Source organism: Corynebacterium minutissimum (genome assembly GCF_016889765.1).
In the GTDB taxonomy this organism is placed as follows: Bacteria; Actinomycetota; Actinomycetes; order Mycobacteriales; family Mycobacteriaceae; genus Corynebacterium; species Corynebacterium minutissimum_B.
The window spans coordinates 733,412-754,216 of the sequence record NZ_CP069533.1; the positions used below are offsets into that span (position 1 = coordinate 733,412).

18 protein-coding genes and 1 tRNA gene are annotated in these 20,805 nt (G+C 62.8%); 8 read left to right on the forward strand and 11 right to left on the reverse strand.

What is annotated here, in order from left to right; genetic code table 11:
* The first annotated feature begins 17 nt into the window (after positions 1-17).
* Together I6J26_RS03390 and I6J26_RS03395 are read left to right on the forward strand one after the other, a co-directional pair.
* A tRNA-Gly gene (locus tag I6J26_RS03390) sits at positions 18-92 on the forward strand.
* A gap of 703 nt (positions 93-795) precedes the next feature.
* A complete protein-coding gene (locus I6J26_RS03395; RefSeq protein WP_115023264.1) occupies positions 796-1,626 on the forward strand; it encodes an aldo/keto reductase in 831 nt (276 codons plus the stop codon).
* Here the strand turns inward: I6J26_RS03395 and I6J26_RS03400 are convergent.
* Positions 1,623-2,096 carry a ribose-5-phosphate isomerase gene (locus I6J26_RS03400; protein ID WP_115023267.1) on the reverse strand — a complete coding sequence of 158 codons (474 nt, stop codon included), beginning with the start codon at positions 2,094-2,096 and terminating at the stop codon, positions 1,623-1,625. The two genes, I6J26_RS03395 and I6J26_RS03400, sit on opposite strands and share 4 nt — an antisense overlap.
* 105 nt (positions 2,097-2,201) lie before the next feature.
* Here I6J26_RS03400 and I6J26_RS03405 point away from each other — a divergent pair, with 105 nt between their 5' ends.
* Positions 2,202-2,579, forward strand: coding sequence for an MFS transporter (locus tag I6J26_RS03405; RefSeq protein WP_181815393.1), 378 nt, complete (start codon positions 2,202-2,204; stop codon positions 2,577-2,579).
* On the opposite strand, the gene I6J26_RS03410 is transcribed toward I6J26_RS03405, so the two are convergent.
* The gene (locus I6J26_RS03410; RefSeq protein WP_115023269.1) at positions 2,576-3,190 is read right to left on the reverse strand and encodes a disulfide bond formation protein DsbA; all 615 of its coding nucleotides are present in this window, start codon (positions 3,188-3,190) and stop codon (positions 2,576-2,578) included. The two genes, I6J26_RS03405 and I6J26_RS03410, sit on opposite strands and share 4 nt — an antisense overlap.
* A 100-nt stretch (positions 3,191-3,290) precedes the next feature.
* Between I6J26_RS03410 and pepN the strand changes: the two genes are divergently transcribed.
* Positions 3,291-5,831, forward strand: coding sequence for an aminopeptidase N (gene pepN / locus I6J26_RS03415; protein WP_115023271.1), 2,541 nt, complete (start codon positions 3,291-3,293; stop codon positions 5,829-5,831).
* Between the two features lie 74 nt (positions 5,832-5,905).
* Entirely contained in the window at positions 5,906-7,018 is a 1,113-nt protein-coding gene (locus tag I6J26_RS03420; RefSeq protein ID WP_115023273.1) for an HNH endonuclease signature motif containing protein, read from the forward strand.
* A gap of 168 nt (positions 7,019-7,186) precedes the next feature.
* Here the strand turns inward: I6J26_RS03420 and I6J26_RS03425 are convergent, their stop codons facing one another.
* The 7 genes from I6J26_RS03425 to I6J26_RS03455 are packed head-to-tail and all read right to left on the reverse strand — an operon-like array spanning position 7,187 to position 15,078.
* Positions 7,187-7,933 (reverse strand): GntR family transcriptional regulator, encoded by a 747-nt coding sequence (locus I6J26_RS03425; protein WP_070673140.1) that lies wholly within the window; start codon positions 7,931-7,933, stop codon positions 7,187-7,189.
* A 52-nt stretch (positions 7,934-7,985) separates the two neighbouring features.
* The gene (locus I6J26_RS03430; protein ID WP_115023275.1) at positions 7,986-8,660 is read right to left on the reverse strand and encodes an SDR family oxidoreductase; all 675 of its coding nucleotides are present in this window, start codon (positions 8,658-8,660) and stop codon (positions 7,986-7,988) included.
* A 17-nt stretch (positions 8,661-8,677) separates the two neighbouring features.
* On the reverse strand, positions 8,678-9,865 hold the full coding sequence (locus tag I6J26_RS03435; protein ID WP_115023278.1) for an alkylhydroperoxidase domain protein: 1,188 nt from the start codon (positions 9,863-9,865) through the stop codon (positions 8,678-8,680).
* Positions 9,866-9,894: 29 nt separating this feature from the next.
* Positions 9,895-11,529 carry a dipeptide ABC transporter ATP-binding protein gene (locus tag I6J26_RS03440; RefSeq protein WP_115023280.1) on the reverse strand — a complete coding sequence of 545 codons (1,635 nt, stop codon included), beginning with the start codon at positions 11,527-11,529 and terminating at the stop codon, positions 9,895-9,897.
* Between the two features lies 1 nt (position 11,530).
* Positions 11,531-12,385 carry an ABC transporter permease gene (locus tag I6J26_RS03445; RefSeq protein ID WP_115023283.1) on the reverse strand — a complete coding sequence of 285 codons (855 nt, stop codon included), beginning with the start codon at positions 12,383-12,385 and terminating at the stop codon, positions 11,531-11,533.
* Positions 12,382-13,389 (reverse strand): ABC transporter permease, encoded by a 1,008-nt coding sequence (locus I6J26_RS03450; RefSeq protein WP_115023285.1) that lies wholly within the window; start codon positions 13,387-13,389, stop codon positions 12,382-12,384. The genes I6J26_RS03445 and I6J26_RS03450 overlap by 4 nt, the downstream gene beginning before the upstream one ends.
* Positions 13,390-15,078 (reverse strand): TIGR04028 family ABC transporter substrate-binding protein, encoded by a 1,689-nt coding sequence (locus I6J26_RS03455; protein ID WP_115023286.1) that lies wholly within the window; start codon positions 15,076-15,078, stop codon positions 13,390-13,392. It lies immediately after the preceding gene.
* A gap of 56 nt (positions 15,079-15,134) precedes the next feature.
* Between I6J26_RS03455 and I6J26_RS03460 the strand changes: the two genes are divergently transcribed.
* Positions 15,135-17,015, forward strand: a complete 1,881-nt coding sequence (locus I6J26_RS03460; protein ID WP_115023289.1) for an FAD/NAD(P)-binding protein — start codon at positions 15,135-15,137, stop codon at positions 17,013-17,015.
* A 47-nt stretch (positions 17,016-17,062) separates the two neighbouring features.
* On the opposite strand, the gene I6J26_RS03465 is transcribed toward I6J26_RS03460, so the two are convergent.
* Positions 17,063-18,223, reverse strand: a complete 1,161-nt coding sequence (locus tag I6J26_RS03465; RefSeq protein ID WP_115023291.1) for a cystathionine gamma-synthase — start codon at positions 18,221-18,223, stop codon at positions 17,063-17,065.
* Positions 18,224-18,403: 180 nt separating this feature from the next.
* Here I6J26_RS03465 and I6J26_RS03470 point away from each other — a divergent pair, with 180 nt between their 5' ends.
* Together I6J26_RS03470 and I6J26_RS03475 are read left to right on the forward strand one after the other, a co-directional pair.
* Entirely contained in the window at positions 18,404-19,327 is a 924-nt protein-coding gene (locus I6J26_RS03470) for a mechanosensitive ion channel family protein (protein ID WP_115024445.1), read from the forward strand.
* 2 nt (positions 19,328-19,329) lie between these two features.
* Positions 19,330-19,719, forward strand: a complete 390-nt coding sequence (locus I6J26_RS03475; protein WP_115023293.1) for a globin — start codon at positions 19,330-19,332, stop codon at positions 19,717-19,719.
* On the opposite strand, the gene ald is transcribed toward I6J26_RS03475, so the two are convergent.
* Complete coding sequence (gene ald / locus I6J26_RS03480; protein WP_115023296.1) at positions 19,716-20,798, reverse strand: alanine dehydrogenase; 1,083 nt, start codon at positions 20,796-20,798, stop codon at positions 19,716-19,718. The genes I6J26_RS03475 and ald overlap by 4 nt on opposite strands.
* Positions 20,799-20,805: the final 7 nt, after the last annotated feature.

The following is a 20,805-nucleotide window of genomic DNA, read 5'->3' on the forward strand; positions in this document are numbered from 1 at the left end:
CGAGGCTGATTGGTCGTGGGAATGTCGTATAGTGGCTAATACCTCAGCCTTCCAAGCTGAAGACGCGGGTTCGATTCCCGTCATTCCCTCCAAGTAAAGCAGCCTCACTACCTGCGAAAACAGGGAGTGTGGCTAACTTTGTACCGGCCTGTACTGAGGGGCATGGTAGCTGGAGTGGTAGCTAGCCGCTCACCTCAAAGTCAAAGTCTGCCATCGTGTACTCCATGCAGACTGAACTAGCCTGCCTACCGTGGCGCGGGCGTCCTTACTACGTTTCGGGCTGACCGACTTGCGGCTACTGGAGGCCTCGCGTATCTCCTACCCGGCCGGAGGTCGCCAGTAATCTGCCAGTCCTCGAGAACTTTCTTGGCGATTGCGTCCGCATCCTCCCTGACGACGGCGGACTCAAGTAGGTCAGTGCGCCCGAGCTCCATGAGGAGGCTAACGATTTCCTCCTGCTGCCGCAGATACTGTCCGTGAACTCTTTATGGATGCCGCTTAGTCGCCTTAGGACGACGGCCTGGAGTAGGACCTTTTTCGCAGGGGTCGCGCTCCGTGGTTTCGTGAGGCAACGCCGGAGTGATATCATGTCCCTGCATCGTGTTTAGATTCCTTTCTGCCGATGCGGCCCCTCACTTATGGAGTTGCAGCTCCGAGGGGTTTTTACGTTTTAGGCCTTGAGGGCCGAGGGGTTGGCTTTAGGGTCAAAAGGGTGCTTAAGGGACATTTTGTTGTGCGGTCCTCCCCTTGTATCTTTTCTGCAAGGATGGTCGCACTCTGCGTAGAGTGGGCCGCATGACAGTACCCAATATTGAACTCAACGACGGCAACGCTATCCCCCAGCTTGGCTACGGAGTCTTCAAGGTAGATCCCGACAAAACCGAAGAGCTGGTCCTCGAAGCCCTCAAGGTGGGCTACCGCCACATCGATACCGCCGCCATCTACGGCAACGAGGAAGGTGTGGGCCGCGCGATCGCCAAGTCCGGCATCCCGCGCGAAGAGCTATTCATCACCACGAAGCTGTGGAATGACCGCCAGACTGATGCCGCCGCTGCACTCGATGAATCCCTGGACAAGTTGGGACTAGACTATGTGGACCTCTACCTCATCCACTGGCCCTGCCCGGACAATGGCACCTACGTCGACGCGTGGAAGCAGCTTATCGAGCTGAAGAAGGCCGGCAAGGCCAAGTCCATAGGTGTCTCCAACTTCGAACTCGAGCACCTGGACCAGCTGGAAACTAAGACTGATGAGACCCCCGTGGTTAACCAGGTGGAGCTGCACCCCTACCTGCAGCGCTGGCGCGAGCTCGATGCCTTCCGCGCCCACAAGGTACAGATTGAGGCTTGGGGTCCACTAGGCCAGGGTAAGACGGACCTCTTCGAACAGCCGGAAATCACCGAGCCTGCCGAAAAATACGGCGTTTCCCCCGCTCAGGTGATTATCCGCTGGCATCTGCAAAATGGCGTCATCGTGTTCCCGAAGTCCGAGAATCCGGAGCGCATTGCGCAGAACTTCGATGTCTTCGGTTTCAAGCTGGATGAGTCCGAGATGGCTGCGATTACCGATCTCGACCTCGGGGAAGAGGGCCGCGGCGGCACTCACCCCAAGGAGATGAACTACTAAGCCTCCGGAAGCTCCGGCGGAATGTTGGTGCGCTCGTACTCGGCAAGAATGTCGATGCGGCGCTGGTGGCGCTCGGCACGGGACCATTCCTGATCCAGGAAGGCATCCACGATAGCCAGCGCCTCCTCCTCGGAGTGCATGCGACCACCGATGCCGATGAGCTGGGCATTATTGTGCTCGCGGGCTAGGCGGGCGGTTTCGGGGGACCAAGCCAGGGCGCAGCGCGCGCCCTTCACCTTGTTCGCGGCGATCTGTTCGCCGTTGCCGGAGCCGCCGAGCACGATGCCGAGCGAGCCCGGATCGTTGACGGTCCGCAGGGCGGCCTCGATGCAGAATGCCGGGTAGTCATCCTCGGCGTCGTACTCATGGGCACCGCAGTCAATGACGTCGTGGCCCTGCTTCTCCAGGTGTTCAGCGATGATGTTCTTCATCTCGAAACCTGCGTGGTCTGCTCCTAGATAAACGCGCATGCCCCACATCTTAGCGGGCAGGACGACTGTCCGCTGAGCCCTGCCATTAATTAATAACGTGCGTTTGATACGCTCGGGGCTACTCACGCACAAGAGGAGTTTTTCATGCCCATGACCAGACGCGTCGCCGCCCTATACCTCGTGGCTTTTCTCATCGGCGCCGGTTTGTTCGCCGCAGGTTTCTTCACGGAAAGCAGCTTCCTCCGGCCCCTGGTCATGGCGATCGTGATGACCGCGGCTCACCTCGGGGTGGGCGCGTGGTGGATAGCCCAGAAGCCACACCGTGCGGCTGGGATCACCGCTGGTGTGCTGGCACTCCTCGCAGGCGCTTCATGGGCCACGTGGGTAGTCGCCGAGTGGGAGGAGTTTCAAGCGCAGGCCTCCCTCCCAATCATCAACATTGCCGGACTGCCCGCTTTCGTACTCACCCCTATCGTCCTAGTCTGCGTCGTCGTAGCAGCGATGCAGAATCAAACTCGCTAGACCTGCGGGGCTTCCGTGCGGGAACGCTTGAGCTCGAAGAAGTAAGGGAACTGGGCGAGGCGCACGGAGGCGTCGAAAAGCTCGCCGGCTTCCTCACCGGTGGGAACGCGCGTGATGACTGGACCGAAGAAGGCGGTATCGCCGAACTTCACCACCGGGGTGCCCACCTCGTCGCCGACCTCGGAAATGCCGCGGTTGTGGAACTCGGTCAGCTTCTCATCCATCTCCTCGGTGTTGGCCACCGAGGCGAAGTCGGCGGGGAGGGAGGCGTCGTCAAGCGCCTGCGTGATGATGTCGTCATAAGCACCGTAACCCTGCTTGCCGCCCTGGCCCTCCGTGTGAATGCGGGTGCCCATCGCAGTGTAGAAGGCATCGACCTTGTCCGGGGCCTCCACGGCAATCTTGGCCGCTACGCGGGCAGGGCCCCAGTTGGCCTCCATCATCTTCATGTACTCCGGATCCAGGTCGCGGCCCTTGTTGAGCACGGACAGGGACATTGGTTCGAAGGTCACCTCGATATCGCGGACCTTCTCCACTTCCTTAATCCAGCGCGAGGTCAGCCACGCGAAGGGGCAGGAGCAGTCGAACCAGAACGTGACGGATTGAGCCACGGTAAATCTCCTTTGCTTGTGTAGTCTGTAGCACCCCACCCTAGGCGTGTGACTACGCTGGTGCAGAGACTTAAGGTACCGAGAAAGAGGAGTAACGTACATGACCTCGATTAACCTCACCCGCGAGGAAGCCCAGCAGCGTTCCGACATGCTGGAGGTAAGCCACTACGACGTCGCACTCGACCTCACCGGGGAGGAGTTTTTCACCTCCACGACCGTGGTCAAGTTCCGCGTGACGAAGGCCGGCTCGACCTTCATTGACCTGCGCGGCGACGAGCTTCTCGAGGTCCGCCTCAACGGCGCTCCCCTGCCCACCAGTGCTTATGACCCGACGTATGGCATCCCGCTCTCGGGGCTGCAGGTGGCGGAGTATGAGCTCAAGGTCGTGGCGAAGATCCGCTACTCCCGCACCGGTGAAGGCCTGCACCGCTTCGTCGACCCGGTCGATGGTGAGGCCTACCTCTACACCCAGTTCGAGACCGCCGACGCCAAACGCGTCTTCGCCTGCTTTGACCAGCCGGATTTGAAGGCTACGTACTCGCTGGCGTTCGAGGTCCCGGAGCACTGGACGGTGATTACGAACTCCCCCATCACGCGTTCAGGCAATACTGTGCGCGCTGCGGTGGACTACCCGCTGTCTACGTATCTGATTGCGCTGTGCGCGGGCCCGTACGTGGGCGTGACGGATACGTGGACCGGCACGTTGGCGGAGCATCCGGAGGGTTCGCCTGCTAAGTCCGTGGAGGTGCCGCTGGGGATTTACTGCCGCCCGTCGCTGTTGGAGTCGCTCGACGCCGAGCGCCTGTTCACGGAGACCAAGCAGGGCTTTGATTTCTACCACCGTAACTTCGGCTTTGCCTACCCCTTTGGCAAGTATGACCAGATTTTCGTACCGGAGTTCAACGCCGGTGCCATGGAGAACGCCGGCTGCGTGACAATTCGTGACGAGTACGTCTTTACGTCTCAGGCCTCGCACTATAAGTACGAGCGCCGTGCGGACACCATTCTCCACGAGCTGGCCCACATGTGGTTCGGCGATTTAGTGACCATGCAGTGGTGGGATGATTTGTGGCTCAACGAGTCTTTTGCTACCTGGTCAGCGGCGATTTCCCAGGCGGAGGAAACTCAGTACGACACCGCGTGGGTAACCTTCGCCAACGTAGAGAAGGCTTGGGCCTACCAGCAGGACCAGCTGCCCACCACGCACCCGATTTCCACGGATGCCTCCGATATTGAGACCGTGGAGCAGAACTTTGACGGTATTACCTACGCCAAGGGTGCATCGGTGCTCAAGCAGCTGCAGGCCTATGTGGGCCGCGAGAACTTCTTCGCCGGCGTGCGCCGCCACTTCCAGGAACACCAGTGGTCGAATGCCACGTTCGGGGATCTGTTGCGTCACTTGGAAGAAGCTTCAGGGCGTGACCTGTCCTTCTGGGCGCAGCAGTGGCTCAAGACCACGGGCGTGAACACGCTGGGCGTGGCGTTGGAGACAGACGACTCCGGCACCATCACCCAGGCCCACCTCACCCAGCGCGGTGAAACTCTGCGTACCCACCGCGTCGCTGTCGGCCTCTACGCCCTGCAGGGTGAGAAGGTGGTTCGCACTGAACGCATCGAGATGGACATCGACGGCGCCTCCACCGAGATTCCGGAGCTTGTGGGCCGCGCGCTTACCGACGTCCCCTTCGTCCTTCCCAACGACGATGACCTGACCTACTGCCTCATCGATCTGGATGCGGGTTCTTTGCAGTTCTTGTTGGAGAATATCGAGAAGTTCGAAGACCCCATGGCCCGCACTCTGTGCTGGTCCACCGCGTGGGAGATGTCCCGCGCGGGCTCGATGCGCGCCCGCGATTTCGTCGCACTCGTGGCCCGCGGTGCGGAGGCCGAGACCGAGCTCGCCGTGCTCGAGCGCATTCTTACCCAGGCGGCAACTGCCCAGTCCACCTATGCCGACCCAGAGTGGGCGAAGGAGGACACGCAGCTTGCCGACGCCCTCCTGGCAGGCGCCCGCTCCGACGACGCCGAGCGCGCAATCGTCTTCACTCAGGCGCTGGCCGGCATCAAGCTTCACGACGCCTCCCGCGCCTTCTTCCAAGACCTTCTTGAGAACTCCTCGGATGCGGGCTTGCGCTGGAAGGCCATCACCGCGCTCATTGCTGATGGCTCGCTTGCCGACGTCACCGGCCCCGAGCACGCCGGCGCCGCCATGACGGCTGTGGCTGAGGAACTCAAGCGCGATAACACCGCGACGGGCTACCAGGCCTCGCTTAAGGCGTTGGCTGCCGTAAACACCGAGGACAACAAGCGCGCAGTATGGGACGAGATCGTCGCTGGTGAGTTGGGTAACCGCGACTTGGAATCGAAACTAGCCGGCCTGACCTTTGTCGGCTCCGACGAGCTCCTGCCGAGCGCTGAGTTCTTCGACGTGGCGGAAAAGATCTGGTCCGCGCAGTCCAATGAGATTGCCCTGACCACGGTGACCGGGTTGTTCCCGCGCTGGGATGTCAGCCAGGAAAACCTCGCCCGCGCTGACGAGTTCCTCTCCCGCGACCTGGCCGGCGGCCTGCGCCGTACGGTCACCGAGCAGCGCGACCGCCTCGCCCGCGCCCTGCGCAACCGCGCCGTCGACCGCGGTTAATCGTTTTCTCCCCGCAACCAGTGTTTTTCTGCTCCGGTTGCGGGGTTGGTGGGCCTGCTTTAAGCTTCGTGGCCATGGGGGTACTAGAAACCTACTTCCACTACCGCAACTCGGGGATCGCGCTAGTGGAACAAGCAACCAGCTCACCCGATGAGCTTCGCACGCTCGGCGCCGACCCAGCCGACGCCACAGAACTCGCCCACCTTCACCGCACCTACTTCGGGCACACTCGCTTTACCGGCAAACAACGCAAAGCCCGTGCCGCCGCGATGGGACAACAACATAGCCTTAGCGTTCTCACCCTGATTGAGTCCTACACCGCCAAAGTCAGAAAAGACCTCGATGCCTGGAACCTACGCATCAAGCTTGCCAGCACCCCCGCCCACAAAATCCGCCAGGTTGCCACCAAGCGCTTAAAGGAGCTTCGTGCCAAACGTGTAGCTAAACCCGGAGTCCGCTTCACCTACCGCTCCAAGGGCCCGAACTCCATCACCATCACCGACGCCCCGACCGTCATCGCCGACATCCGCGGAACCCTAGAATCCGTTAATAAAACAAACCTGCTTGATGCTGCCCGCACCGTCATTGTCACCGGCGGTATTGGCACCAAACCCGCCGTACATGCCCAAGTCGTTGTCACCCTCAACGAACTCGACCAAATCATCAACGGTGATGGGGAGGAAATAGAACTTAACCTCACCAACGGCGCACGCATGACCGGCGCAGATTTCTTAGCCTACAAGTTTGCCGAGATCGGCTACGCCACCATCATCCACCCCCTTGAAGGCCCGGTTAACTCCTACCGGATTAAGCGGCATGCCAGCTGGAAACAACGCATCAGCCTGGCAGCTGAATTCCAAACCTGCTCTAGGCCCGGCTGCAACAAACCCGCTGATTACTGCGAAGTCCACCACCTCATCCCCTGGCAAGCAGGAGGTTTCACCAACCTCAAAAACCTCACCTTCCTCTGCGCCTACCACAACGGCATTAACGACGATGACCCTAAACGCCCCACAGGCAGGGGCTACATGTTCCGGTTGAACACCGGCATCACATACATCCCGCCCTGGGGTGTGCCAATTACCGCCATGCCCGAATACCAAGAAGCCACAACCAGACTCGCTTCTGAGAAAGCAACAGGACAAGCCACAGGGCAACCACCCGACCCACCGCCAGGATCAGGCTAAACGCCCGCGATTAGGCAACGCGAGCACCGGAACGCCAAACCACGCGCCCGCGCCGCAACGATGAAACCCGCCGACCACAGCACGGTCAGCGGGCACATCGGCGATCCCACTTGTAGCCCAAGCAGGTGCGTGCATTCTATAACCGCACGATTAGATTGGGCGCAGGGGTTAGTCGAGGGACGGTGAGGGATCCTCGCCAAGCTCAACTTCGACGGAGACGGCGTCGGGGCGCAGGGTTTCCTCCAGCTGAGCGACCACGGTGCCGTCCTCCATCTTGACGGTGCGAGTAATCCGCAAGACCGGTTGTGTACGGCCGACCCCAAGTATCTTTTGTTCCTCCGTGCGCGCGGTGGCCGCCATGAGGGAATCTCGCTTGAACACCGGTGGAAGCCCCAGCTCCGCCAATAGCGTAGACAGCGGCTTCTCCAAGTCCTGCTCCTTAAGCTCTGGTGCCAAGGAATGCGGGATGAGCAGGGTCGTGGCCATGATGGGCGAGCCTTCCGACACATGCACTGCGCGCGCCTCCCACACGGGGTCCTCATCCTCGATGCCGAGGGCGGAGGCGAGGTGGCCGGGGGCGTCGATAAGCACAAGTGAAAGCACCTGCACCGAAATATCGAGACCGTGTTCGCGCAGCTGCTGCAGAGCACTGCGCCCACTCGTCAGGCTCAGCGTCGGCGGGGTCGCACGCACGAAGGTGCCGCCAGTGCGGCCTCGTTTGCGGTCGATGAGTCCTTCAATCTGCACGATGTCGAGCGCGTGGCGCACCGTCATGCGCGCCACCTTGTATTCCTGGACCAGCTCCCGCTCCGTGGGGAAACGGTCGCCCGGCTGCAGCTCACCGGATTCAATCTTGCTCCGCAGCGAATCCGCGATCACCAAGTACGCAGGGCGGCGGCGTTGAGAGGTGGACACGTCTCACAACTGTACCGCGCCCCACGGTTTTTGCATCTCGAGCGACGGGTGCTTACTTCCGCTGGTTGAGCTCAATACGCGGGCGCACGCGAATCTCGGTCAGCTGCGTCGTCGGGCCAGCATCAACGGTGGCGCGGATGGCCTTCGCTACCTCGACCGGGGCGATAACGTGCTCCGGATTGTAGTCCTGCAAGCCCTGCAGCATCGGGGTATCCGTCGGGCCCGGCGCGACGGTGGACACGCGGATGCCGAGTTCGCCGAGGCGCAGGCCGTCCGCAAGCGCGTAAAGCGCATGTTTGGTGGCCGCGTAGATGACGTTGTCGCCATAAGAGTGGATACCAGCACCGGAGTTGATGAACACCGCAAGTCCCTCGGCCGCACGCAGCGCGGGCAGGAGCAGGCGGGTCAGCTCCGCCGGAACGTGTACGTTGAGGTCCATCTGTGCGCGCCAATCCTCAGGCCGAGCGCTCTCCACCGAGCGCTTGTCCGCCCGGGCTGCCGCATGCACGAGCACGTCCACGCGCTCGAGCGAAGCCAGCTCGTCAGGGAGCGCTGAGCCATCGAGAAGCGACAGCAAGTCGACGCTCACCGGCACGATGTTCTCCGCCTCCGGCAGCTCCCCGGCGCGCCGACCTAGTGCATACACGCGGTGGTCTCGCGCAAGGTCCTTGATGATCTCCACGCCCATCCCACCGGTTGCTCCGGTGACAACGGCAGTCTTCAGCATGTTTGTTCCTCCTTCGGTTAGCGGAAGCGCTTCGGCACGTCCGGCTCCCCCAGCGTCAGCATCAGGCGATTTGCCCAGTTGAAGAACGCGGAGGAGTTGATGACGTCGATGATGGATAGCGTATCGAAACCCGCCTCGCGGAGACCATCCACGTGGGAGGCGTCGAACGCGAAGGGCGACTCAGTCAGGGCGAGAGCGGCGTCACGGATGGCGGACCACTGTTCCGAGCCCAGGTCGGCGGAAACGCCCTCGTCGAGAAGCCGGTCAACCGCCGCAGCGTCACCGCCCTCCTCCTTGGCGCGCTGCTGGTGCACCGACGCGCAGTACTCACAGCCGTTGAGGCGCGAGACTACTGTGGCGGCCAGCTCACGCTCGGCGCGGCCCAAGCCACCATCGGTGTTGTAGAAAATATCCAGGTCCGTGAGCGTGCGCGCCTTGAGCGCTGCCGGGTCGCGGGCCAGCAGGCGGAAGTACTCCATGTCGATGCGCTCGGGTTTAATCAGAGCGTCGCGCTGCACGTCGGTGAACTCCTCCTTCGGCTGCGGTGGCACCCACGGCTTCCATCCCAGCGAGTGCGCCACAAAACCCTGCGGCTTAACGACGTCCGGCACCAACGTCCCCTCCCCCGGCACCCACTCCGGGGTTTGGGTTGGGCGCGGCGCCTCCATCACGGGTGCGGGCTGCGCGGAGCCAGCCAGAACGGACAAACCGTGCGCCACCCGCAGCTGGAAGGACAGGAAGCTCACGAGCTGTGCCAGCGTCACGATATCGTCGTTGGACCAGCCGGCCGCCTGGAGATGACCAATCGCGGCCGGGGAGGCGTCCTTGGGGTGGAAGGCCAGCAGGTGGGCGAAGTCAAGGGCGGCGGCGAGGCGCGGGGAGCCGTCGAAAAGCGCAAAGCCGCCATCAATGTAAGGGCCGGTGGTGATGCCGCGCTCCACCGCGCGGGCCACTTCTTCGGCGAGTTGCTCCGATTCCTCCGCCAACAGGTCGGAATAGAACTCCACCGCCTGCGGAGCCTGGTAAATGCCAGCAACAAACGTCGCGATGGCGTAGCGCTCCACATAGCTGAACGTGCCGGGCTCTTTAGGCTCGAGGAGCGCAGCGAAGGAGGCCTGTGCGTTGTCCTGTGCTTCGGGGCGGCGCTCGCGCAGCTTGGCGACGTCCCCCTCGACGCCCGCCAGTAGGTTAATGATGTCTGCCATGAACTAATCCTTTCTTGATTGGCCCCAGGCTACAGGCCGAGGTTGAGGTCGCCGGCGCGGTAGCGCGAGCCGGGAATGGCCTCGATAAGCTTCCTGGTAAACGGTGACTGTGGGTTGCTGAAGACCTCGGCTGTGGGCCCATATTCCACCTGTTGGCCCTTCGACAGCACGGACACGGTATCGGAGATTTGGTTGACTACCGCCAGGTCGTGCGAGATGAAGATGTAGGTCAGGCCAAGCTCCTCCTGCAGTCGGGCAAGCAGGCGCAGGATCTGCGCCTGTACGGTGACGTCGAGCGCGGAAACGGCCTCGTCAAGGATGACCAACTCCGGCTCCACAATCATGGCGCGGGCAATGGCCACGCGCTGGCGCTGGCCGCCGGAGAGCTCGCGTGGGCGGCGGTCATAGTAGTCCGGGTTGAGCGCCACCAAATCCAGGAACTCCTTGGCTTTGGCTTTCGCCGTGCTTGCACGCGCCCCCTTCAAGTTCCGCAGCGGCTCCGCCACCGTCTGGCCGATGGACTGCTTGGGGTCCAGGGAGCCGTAGGGATTCTGGTAGACCAGCTGGATATTGTTGCGCTCTTCGCGCAAGGCCTTACCGCGCAGGCCCACGATGTCGCGCCCACCCACGGTGATGCTGCCCGACGTCGGGGTGTTGAACATGGCGATGCTGCGCCCAGTCGTCGTCTTGCCGGAGCCGGACTCGCCCACTAGCGCGTGGGTGGAGCCCTTGGCCACGGTGAAGGAGATGTCATCGACGGCGGTGAAATCACCAAAGCGTTGGGTCAGGCCCTCCACCTTTACCAAAGGTTCGCCCGCGGTGCGTTCAGTAACCGGCGCGGCGCCGGCGTCGGCGACGGTGAGGGAGGGGGCGTCGGCAAGCAGGCGTTTGGTGTAGTCGTGCTGCGGGTTCGTCAGGACAGTGGCGGCTAGGCCCTCCTCGCGCAGCTGGCCGGACTCCATGACCACCACGCGGTCGGCGCGATCGCCCGCCACCGCCAAGTCGTGGGTGATAAAGAGGATGCCCATGCCGAGCTCCGCGCGCATGTCATCGAGGAGATCGAGGATAATCTTCTGCACCGTGACATCGAGGGCAGAAGTGGGCTCGTCGGCGATGATGAGGTCCGGCTCCAGCGCCACGGCCGCAGCGATGAGCACGCGCTGTTTCATACCGCCCGAGAGCTCGTGCGGGTACTGGTTATAGCGGCGCTCGGGGTCATCGATGCCAACGCGCTCCAGCAGCTCCAGCGCGCGGGCTTTGCGCTCGGCGACGCTGCCGATGTGGTGGATGGCTAGGCCCTCCTCCACCGAGGCGCCGATGGTCTTGAGAGGATTAAGCGAGTTGTTCGGGTCCTGCGGGATGAGCCCGATGCGGCGACCGCGCAGCTCGAGCCACTCGCGACGGCGCAACGAGGTGATATCGCGGCCATCGAAGGTGATGGTGCCGGCGTCAATCGTGGCGTTGGAGGGCAGCAGGCCAATGGCGGCCATAGCAGAGGTGGTCTTGCCGGAGCCGGACTCGCCCACGATGGCGGTCATTTGCCCCGGGTACACTGCGAGATTGACCCCTTGGACGGCGGGAACGTCACCGCGTTCTGTGGCATAGGAGACGTTGAGGTCTCGCACGGTGAGCAGGGGCTGCGTTGAGCGTGTTGCTTCAGACATTTTAGGCCTCCACGGGGAAGTTGCGGGACAGGCGGTTGGCGGACATCACCACGGCTGCCAGAGCGATGCCGGGCAGGATGATGAGCCACCAGGCGGTGGCCATGAAGTCGCGGCCCTCGGCAATAATGAGGCCCCACTCCGGGGTGGGCGGCGGGGCGCCGTAGCCCAGGAAGCCGAGAATCGACAGCTGCAGGATGGCAGTGCCGAACTGCAAGGTAGCCAGAGCGATAACCGGGGTCAGCGAGTTCGGCAGGATGTGGCGCAGCAGCACCGTGGTGCGGGTCGCGCCAGCACCGTAAGCCGCCTCGATGTACTCGGCATTGGCCACGGTGATGACCTGGGAGCGAGCCAGGCGCGCGAAGGTCGCCACCGAGGTCGCGCCGACGGCGACCGCCGCCTGGACCGAGCCGAAGCCCAGCACGATGATGATGGACAGCGACAGCAGGATGCCGGGGATGGACAGCAGCACGTCGACAACGCGCATGAGGATAGTGTCAACGATTCCCCGCAGAGAACCAGCCAGCAAACCAATGAGCGTGCCGACGACGAGCCCCACCGCCACGGCGATGAGCGCCCCAAGGAGGGACTGGCGCGCGCCGTAGACCACGCGGGCATAGAGGTCACGGCCCACCGCATCGGTGCCCATGAGGTGGCCATTCTCGCCCGGCGGGAGCAAGGCGACGTCGGTGCCGGCATACGGGTCGGCCGACGTAAACAGGCCCGGGAACAACGCAGCAAGGAAAGCCACGGCCAGAATAACGATGGCGATAAGAGAGCCCGGCTTAAGCCAAGGGTTACCCTGGCCAGCAGCGGCACGACGGTAGCCGCGGCGCGGCTTAGTGTGCATCATGCTCATGAGCGCACCGTCCTTTCTTCAGAGCCAACAGCCGGGGCTGCGGCGGGCGTCCGGGGAGCCTTGTGGTCGGAGGACTTCGCCCGCAGGCGCGGATCGAGCACTGGGTAGAGAAGGTCCACAACAAGGTTGATGATGATGTAGGAAGTAGCAGCGATAAGCACCACAGCCAGCAACACCGGGGTATCGCGGTTAGCCACGGCCTGGGCGGTCATGTAGCCCAAACCGGTGCGACCAAAGACGGTCTCCGTCACCACGGCACCACCCACCAGCTCGCCGAAAAGCAAGCCCGCCATGGTCAGAGTCGGCAGCAGCGAGTTGCGGAGGATGGTGCGCCAGAAAATCCAGGACTCCGAGGCACCACGCGAGCGCACCGCCTGCACGAAGGGACGCGATTGCGTCTCATCGATAGAGCGGATGAGCACCTGGATGAGCGGAGCAGTCATCGGAACCGCCAGCGTGAGCGTAGGCAAGATAAGCCCCTCCACGCTGCCGGGCTCAATGACGCGTACCCAGCCCAGCTGGAAGGAAAAGACCTGGATGAGCAGAATACCGATCCAGAATCCGGGCAGGGAGACCATGAGGGACGGCAGGCCACGGAAGAAGGTAGCGATACTACCCATCCCCGGCAACGTGGCCAAAAAGGCCACCAGCACGGCCACGATGATGGCCAAGCCAATGGCGCAAGCGGCGAGGATGAGGGTGCGGGGAAGGGCGTCGGCAAGCAGCGTGGCTACCGGCGCACCCGACTGCGTCGAGTTACCGAAATGGCCGGTCAGGAAACCACCCAACGCGGTGAAGTACTGAACCATGAGCGGCTTGTCGACGCCCATCTCCTCCCGGATAGCGTCAATCTCTGCTTGGGACAGGCCCAGGGCCGGGTCACCGAAGCGCGACTGCACCGCATCCGACGGCAGCGCCGAGAGGAGGAAGAAGGCCACGGTATAGGTAATAAGCAGCACGAGCACGGCTTGCCCGATGCGGCTAAGAATCTGGCGGGTTGTCATCTACTTGCCCTTCCTGTCGATGGTGACCTCGTAGAACCACGGACGCGCGACCGACTCGGGGCTAAAGCCGGATACCTCCGGACGCACGGCGTAAACCACGGGTTCCTCAAAGAGCGGCAGTGCATAGGCCTGCTCCGTGATGTAATCCTGGACGTCTTCAGTGGCCTTGATGCGGCCTTGCACGTCGGGGGTGCCGAGGACGACGTCGAGAAGCTCTTGCAGGTGCTTATCGACGGGCTCCCCTTCCCCATCCTGGTTAAGGAAAGCGTCGCGGTTGTTGATGCCGTAGAGCGAGGTGATGACGTCGTAATCGGCGCGGCCCACCATCGAGTGATAAATCTGCACCTTGTTGACGTCCTTGGCGTCGGCGTTCTGGGTGGCCTGGTCACCGGCGTTGACTTGGATTTCAATTCCGATTCCGCGCAGCTGATCCTGCACCATCGTCATGACCTCTTTGGAGCGCGGCTGCGGCAGCGCGGTGTTCGTGCGCAGGCTCAGGCGCTTTCCGTCCTTGACGCGGATGCCATCGGGGCCTGGCTTCCAGCCAGCCTCATCGAGGAGGCGCTTCGACTCCTCCGGGTCGAACGTATAGGCAGCGGATTGGTCCTTGTAGGCCAAGCCGGTCTTCGCCACGGTTGAGGTGGCCAGCGGGTAAGAATCGGAGAAGAGCACGCGGAGAATCTCCTCGCGGTCGACGCCGTGAATGATGGCCTCGCGCACACGTTTGTCCTGCAGCAGCGGGTGATCGAAACGGAAGGCGAACTGGTTATTCATCGAGTTGGTACCGCGCGAGACAATGCTGATGCCGCGGTCTTCCAACAAGGATTCCTGCGGGGCGGAAATCTGGCGGGCGATGTCCGCTTGTCCCGAGGTAATTGCGCCGGTGCGCACGGACTCCTCAGCGGCCAAGATGTAGTGAATGCCGTCGATCTGCGCGCGGCCTTGGTGCTTCACGGCGGGCGGGGCCCAGTCATAATCCTCGCGGGCCTCGAGCTTAAGATCGGTGCCGATTTCTTCCGACTCCACCACGAACGGCCCAGAACCAATGACGTTCACCGCGTTGCCGGGGCCGAAGCCCTCGTTGTCGAGCGCGAGGGTCGAATCAGATAGCAGGCCAGCGTTGTAGGCGGAGGTGGCTTGGAGGAAGCCTGGGGAGGGTTTGGTGAAGTAGAACTTCACGGTGTCCTCGTCAACGACCTCGCCGCGGTCATAATTCGCGATCTGCTCCGAGCTGGTCAGCGTGCGGGTTTTATCGCCGCGGCCAAACAGGTCAAAGTTAGCCACGACGTTCTCCGCGGTAAGCGGGGAGCCATCGGAGTACGTGACGTCCGTGCGGATATCGAAGGTGTACTCGGTGGCGTCCTCGTTGACTTCGGGCATCTGCGTGGCGATCCACGGCGAGAGATCCAAGGTCACTGGGTCTTGGTATAGGAGGCGGTCGGTGAGCTGGTTGACCACGCCGCCGTTGGGATAGAAACCCGCTGCGGGTGGGTACAGCGTGCGGAAAAATTGCGGCTCGAGATAGGTGAGGACGTTGTCCTCCCCGGCCGGCCGGTCTGCGGCCGAGCAGGCGCCAACGGAAGCGGCAAGAGCTGCGGCCAGGGTGGCGGCGAGTGCGCGTAGAGTTTTCACGGTAAGAGCTTTCACAAGGTAGTTCGTTGTCGTGCGTGTGGATTTAACACAACGCATACCGACCGGTATTATTCCACTAGACAGCATAGTCTAACAATTGAGGTTTGATTATTATGCCTTCCATCGCCCTCATTGGCGCCGGCCCACGTGGCATCTCGCTGGTTGAGCGCCTCGCCGCCCACCTGCGCGCCACCCCTCTTGCAGCACCCCTGACGCTGCACATCATCGACGACGCCCCACTGGGCGCCGGCCGCATTTGGGATACCGAGCAAACTCGCACGCTGTGCATGAACACGCTCGCTGGCGCGGTAACCCTCTTCACCGAGCCGGGTTCCACCACCACCGCCCCGGTACTGGAAGGCCCCATTCTCTACGAGTGGATCCAGCTGCTGCGCGGCGAGCGCCCAGACCTTTCCCCCGCCAAACTGGAGCTTTACGACGCCTTCCCACCCCACCGCGACCTCGCCAGCTCCTTCGCCGAAGAGCTTGAACAGACCCGTCCAGAGTCCAACCCTTCCCGCGCACTCTACGGCGCCTACCTGGAGTGGGTCTATGAGGTAGCACTGGCACAGCTGCCGGAGAACGTTAACGTGGTCGAGCACCGCGCCCGCGCGCTGTCCGTGGAGGACAGCGGTGAGCAGGATGTCATTACACTTTCCGATGACACCACCATCACCGCCGACGCCACCGCCCTGGCCTACGGCTGGCAGGTCCCCGCTCTGAACGAATCCGAGCGCGCCCTGGCGGGCGCTGCACAGTCGGGTCTGCACTGGGTACGCCCCGACAACCCCGTCGAGCAGCCAGTGAGCGACGTTCCTGCGGGCGAGAAGGTTCTGGTCCGCGGACTGGGAATGGGCTTCTTCGACGTCATGGCTCTGCTCACCATCGACCGCGGTGGTGAGTTTGTGGAGGATCCTTCGACGCGCTCCGGGCTGCGCTACGAGCCGAGCGGCGACGAGCCGCACTTCATCGTGAGTTCGGGCCGCGGATACCCGTATATTCCGAAGTCGGAGTACCACGCGTTGCCACCGAAGGCAGCGTTGACTCGCTTCCGCGCCGCGGTGGCCGCTCTCGATCCGAAGGCTGAGCTCGACTTCGGCACCCAGCTGCTGCCGCACATCCTGCGCGATGCCTACGCCGAGTACTACGAGAATCAGGCGCGCGTGGCCCCTGAGGCGCTTAAGCGCCCCCTCGAGGACATCCTGGCAACTATCGACGCCACCGCGGTTGATGCCGCGGACTTGCGCAGCATGACGGACCAGCTCACTGCTGCGCTCGAGGGTTTCTCGAGCCAGCCGCTAGACCTGGCACACTGGGCTCACCCGCTAGCCGATTTCGAAGGCGGTGACCTTACTGAATACATCGCCGAGGGCTTGGCCCGCGATATCCGCGAGGCAGTCGCTGCTGCCGATTCTCCGCTGAAGTCCGCGCTGTGGGCCATCTCCGCCGCGCGCAAGCCCGCCTCCATAGCTGGTTCCGAGGGTCGCATGACGTGGGAGTCCCGGACCAGTACCTACAAGGAATTCATGGCGTTCGGCCAGATGGTGGGCTCTGGCCCGCCGCTGTTCCGCACGCGCCAACTGCTCGCGCTTGTCGACGCCGGCCTCGCCACCTTCCTCGGCGAGCGGCCCCAGCTCGAGGTGGGCGAGAAGTTTACGCTGCGCACCGCGCATGGCGAAGCCTCCTCGGCCTGGCTTATCGACGCCTGGATGCACTCCCCCGACGTCCGCCGCGCCGCCGACCCTCTCGCGGTCTCGCTCAACGGCCGCGTGCGTGCCTTCGTTGACCACGGCCAGGCCACGGGTTCACCGGAAACAACCTGGAACCGTCGCGTCGTGAACCCCGGCGGTGGTGAGGACCCCCGCCTGCACATCGTCGGCATTCCCACCTACGCGCAGTGGCCGGATACCACCATCTCCCCCATGCCGGGCACAGACCCGCTCATGCTGCAGGAGACCGACCGCACTGCTGGTTCCCTCCTCAGCACCCTTTAGCTAACACGTGGCCCTGACTCCTCGGGGCCTCTTTCCCCCCACGGGTTTTAGTTCAGGGCGTCGAGGGCCTGCTCGAGGTCAGCCAGTAGGTCATCGATGGACTCAATGCCCACCGAGATGCGCACCAGATCCGCCGGCGGGACAAGCTCGGAGCCCTCAGCCGAGATGTGCGTCATGTTCTGCGGGTGCTCAATAAGGGACTCCACACCTCCGAGGGACTCGGCGAGTGAGATGAGTTTAGTGTTGAGACACACCTGGCGGGCATGTTCTTCGCTGTGGAAGCGCACTGACATCATGCCTCCGAAGCCGCGCATCTGCTTCTTCGCCAGCTCGTGGCCGGGGTGGGAAGGCAGGCCCGGGTAGAGAACCTGCTTGACCTCGGGGCGGGTCTCGAGGAATTCGGCCACGGCCTGCGCGTTGGCGCAATGGCGGTCCATGCGAACCTCGAGGGTCTTGATGCCGCGGGCGGTAAGGTAGGCGTCGAAAGGCGAGGACACCGCGCCGACGTTGCCTTGGAAATAGAGTAGGCGCTCATCCATCTCAGCCGAGTTGGTAACAACCGCACCGCCGAGCACATCGGAGTGGCCACCCAGGTACTTCGTGGTGGAATGCAGCACGTGGTCCGCGCCCAGCTCCAACGGGTTTTGCAGGTAGGGCGTGGCGAAGGTGTTGTCGACGACGATGTGGGCGTCGGAAAGCGCTTTGACCGCCTGAGCCACCTCGGCGATGTCCGTAACGGTGGTGGCCGGGTTGGTGGGAGTCTCGAGCCAAATGAGCTTCGTATTCTCCTGGATAGCCGCCTTAACCGCCGCAGTATCCGCGGTGTTGACGATGCTCAGCTCCACGCCCCACTCGCCGTAGTCGTGGTGGAGCAGGCGATACATGCCGCCATAGGCATCGTTACCCAAAATCACGTGGTCACCCGGGCGCACGATGATGCGGATGAGGGTATCGACCGCCGCCATGCCCGTGGCAAAGCAGCGCGCGTACGACGCGTTTTCAAGTGCCGCGAGGGTTTTCTCCAAGGAGTGGACCGTGGGGTTGGCCACGCGGCCATACTCGTAACCGCCGCGCAGCTGCGCGAGACCATCCTGTTGGAAGGTCGTGGAAGCATAAATCGGCACGTTGATGGATCCCATATACGGATCCGGCTGGTAACCGGCATGGATGGAACGCGAAGAAAAGCCAAGAGTGCGGTTGTCAGTCATGGCACATCAGTCTAGACCAAGCTGTTCAGTAGCGAGAGTGACAGCCTTTTAATATTCACTCATCGTGCCTACTATCGGTAGGCGTCCCTCACGAGCAAACGAAAGGCCCCCGTGATCACTTTTACTACCGCCGAAGACACCGCCGTCGATAGCGTCACCCAGTGGTGGCAGAGCGAGCACATGCGCTCGTGGCTCGTCGATAAGCCCATCGGCATCGGGCTCATCCTGATCGTCGCCATCGTGGGCAATTGGCTACTACGCCGCCTCATCACCAAGCTGGCTGATAACAGCATCAAAAAGGGCAAGCTGAGCTCGCCCCTCTCCCCGCGCAAGACTCACGTGGAAACCGACAAAGCCCTCGCCTCCACCAACGAAGCCCGCCGAGTGTCCCGAATCCAGACCCTGGCGGGCGTCGGACGTTCGGCGGTAACTATCTTCGTCTGGGTCTGGGCCGTGCTCGCCATCCTGGACAAACTTGGCGTCAACGTCGCCCCGCTCGTGGCTTCAGCAGGTGTTGTTGGTGTCGCCCTCGGTTTCGGCGCCCAAGCACTGGTCAAGGACTTCCTCTCCGGCATTTTCATGCTCATGGAGGACCAGTACGGCATCGGTGACACCATCGACTTGGGCAACGGCGTCTTCGGCGATGTGGAATCCATCTCCCTGCGTATCACCACCGTCCGCGATATCGACGGCGCCCTGTGGTACGTGCGCAACGGCGAGATTCTGCAAGTGGCCAACCACTCCGACCGCTACTCGGTGGCCCGCATCCAGGTGCCGGTGGCCCTGAGCAACGACCCAGACAAGGCCTTCTCCGTCATCAGCGCCGCGGCTGCCGACGCCTCCCACGACCCCACCATCCGTGACAACATCTTGGCCGAACCCACCGTCAACGGCATGTCTGGCCTTGAGGTAGACCACATGTCCTACCGCGTGTCCGTTAAAACCCTGCCCGGCAAACAGTGGGACGTCCAGCGCGCTCTCCAGTCCAAGATTCTCAGCGCTATGCATGCAGAAAGTATTTCCACCCCCTACCCGCGTGGGATGGCCATCTTCGACATGGAAGAATCAGGTCAAGGACAAGGCCTGACGCGAAAGGAAGACTAGGCATGCAACCGAACAGTGTGTACGAGGCCATCGGTGGGATGGAGACCTTTGAGAAGCTCGTTGGCGGCTTTTATGCCCGAGTGCGCACTGACGACGTCATTGGCCCCATGTATCCGGACCAGGATTGGGACGGCGCGGAACAGCGCCTTCTGTGGTTCCTCGTACAGTACTGGGGTGGCCCGCAGCTCTTCTCTGAGAACCGCGGGCACCCGCGCCTGCGCATGAGGCACGCCCCCTACCCCATCGACATGGCTGCCCATGATCGCTGGCTGGAGCTCATGGGAAACTCCCTCGCCAAGATTGATGAAGACACCATCCCGCCGGCCTACCGCACCATGATCTGGGATCACATGGAGCGGGTAGCAGCGATGCTCATCAATACAGCGCCTTAAAGGTTGAAGGCGTCCTTCACCGGCTGGGAAACCAGCTCGCCACCACGGGTCATCAGGCCACCAGCCAGGCCCGGGAAACGCTCGACTGCGGCATCATAGCCGCCCGCGGCAAGCGCACGCGTGTACGGCAAGGTGGCCGAACCCAGCGCGCGGGTAGAGGTGTTGGCCACGGCCCCCGGCATATTGGCCACGCAGTAGAAGAGGGTGTCGTGAACCTTGAAAGTCGGGTCGTCGTGCGAGGTCTTGTGGGAGTTCTCGAAGCAGCCGCCTTGGTCAATGGCGACGTCGACAAGCACGGCGCCTTCCTTCATGCGCTTGACCACATCTTCCTTCACCAGCTTCGGCGCTGCGGCACCCGGCACGAGAACCGCGCCGATGACGAGATCCGCGTGGAGGAGTTCTGCCTCCAGCGCCGCCGGGTCAGACACGATGGTGCGCACGCCGCCCTGGTACTGCTCGTCGAAGCGCTGCAGCACGTGCGGGTCGAGGTCCAGCACAGTAACCTCCGCACGCAGGCCGTGGGCCATGGCCACCGCCGATGCGCCAACCTGGCCACCGCCGATGACTACCACGCGCGCCGGCTGGGTACCCGGCACGCCGGAAGCCAACACACCGCGGCCGCCCTGCGTGGACAGCAGGTGGTGTACGCCTTCAATAACGGCAAGGCGGCCAGCGACCTGGGACATCGGCGTCAGCAGCGGTAGGGTGCCGCGGGCATCGGTGACGGTCTCATAAGCAACAGCGGTGGTGCCAGCCTTCATGAGGGCCTCCGTGAGCGGGCGGTCGGCTGCCAAGTGGAGGTAGGTGAAGAGCAAAAGGTCATCGCGCAGGAAGCCGTACTCTGACTCGAGCGGCTCCTTGACCTTGACCACCATGTCCGCGGCCCAGGCTTCCTCGGCGGTCGCAACGATGGTAGCGCCGGCCTCCGTGTAGAGCTCGTCCGGGAACGAGGCACCTGCGCCGGCATTGGTCTCAATGAGGACCTCATGGCCGTCCTGCACCAGCGTCTGCACGGCGCTGGGGGTAAGGCCTACTCGGTTCTCGTTGTTCATGATTTCTTTGGGGGCTGCAATGCGCATGGTGACA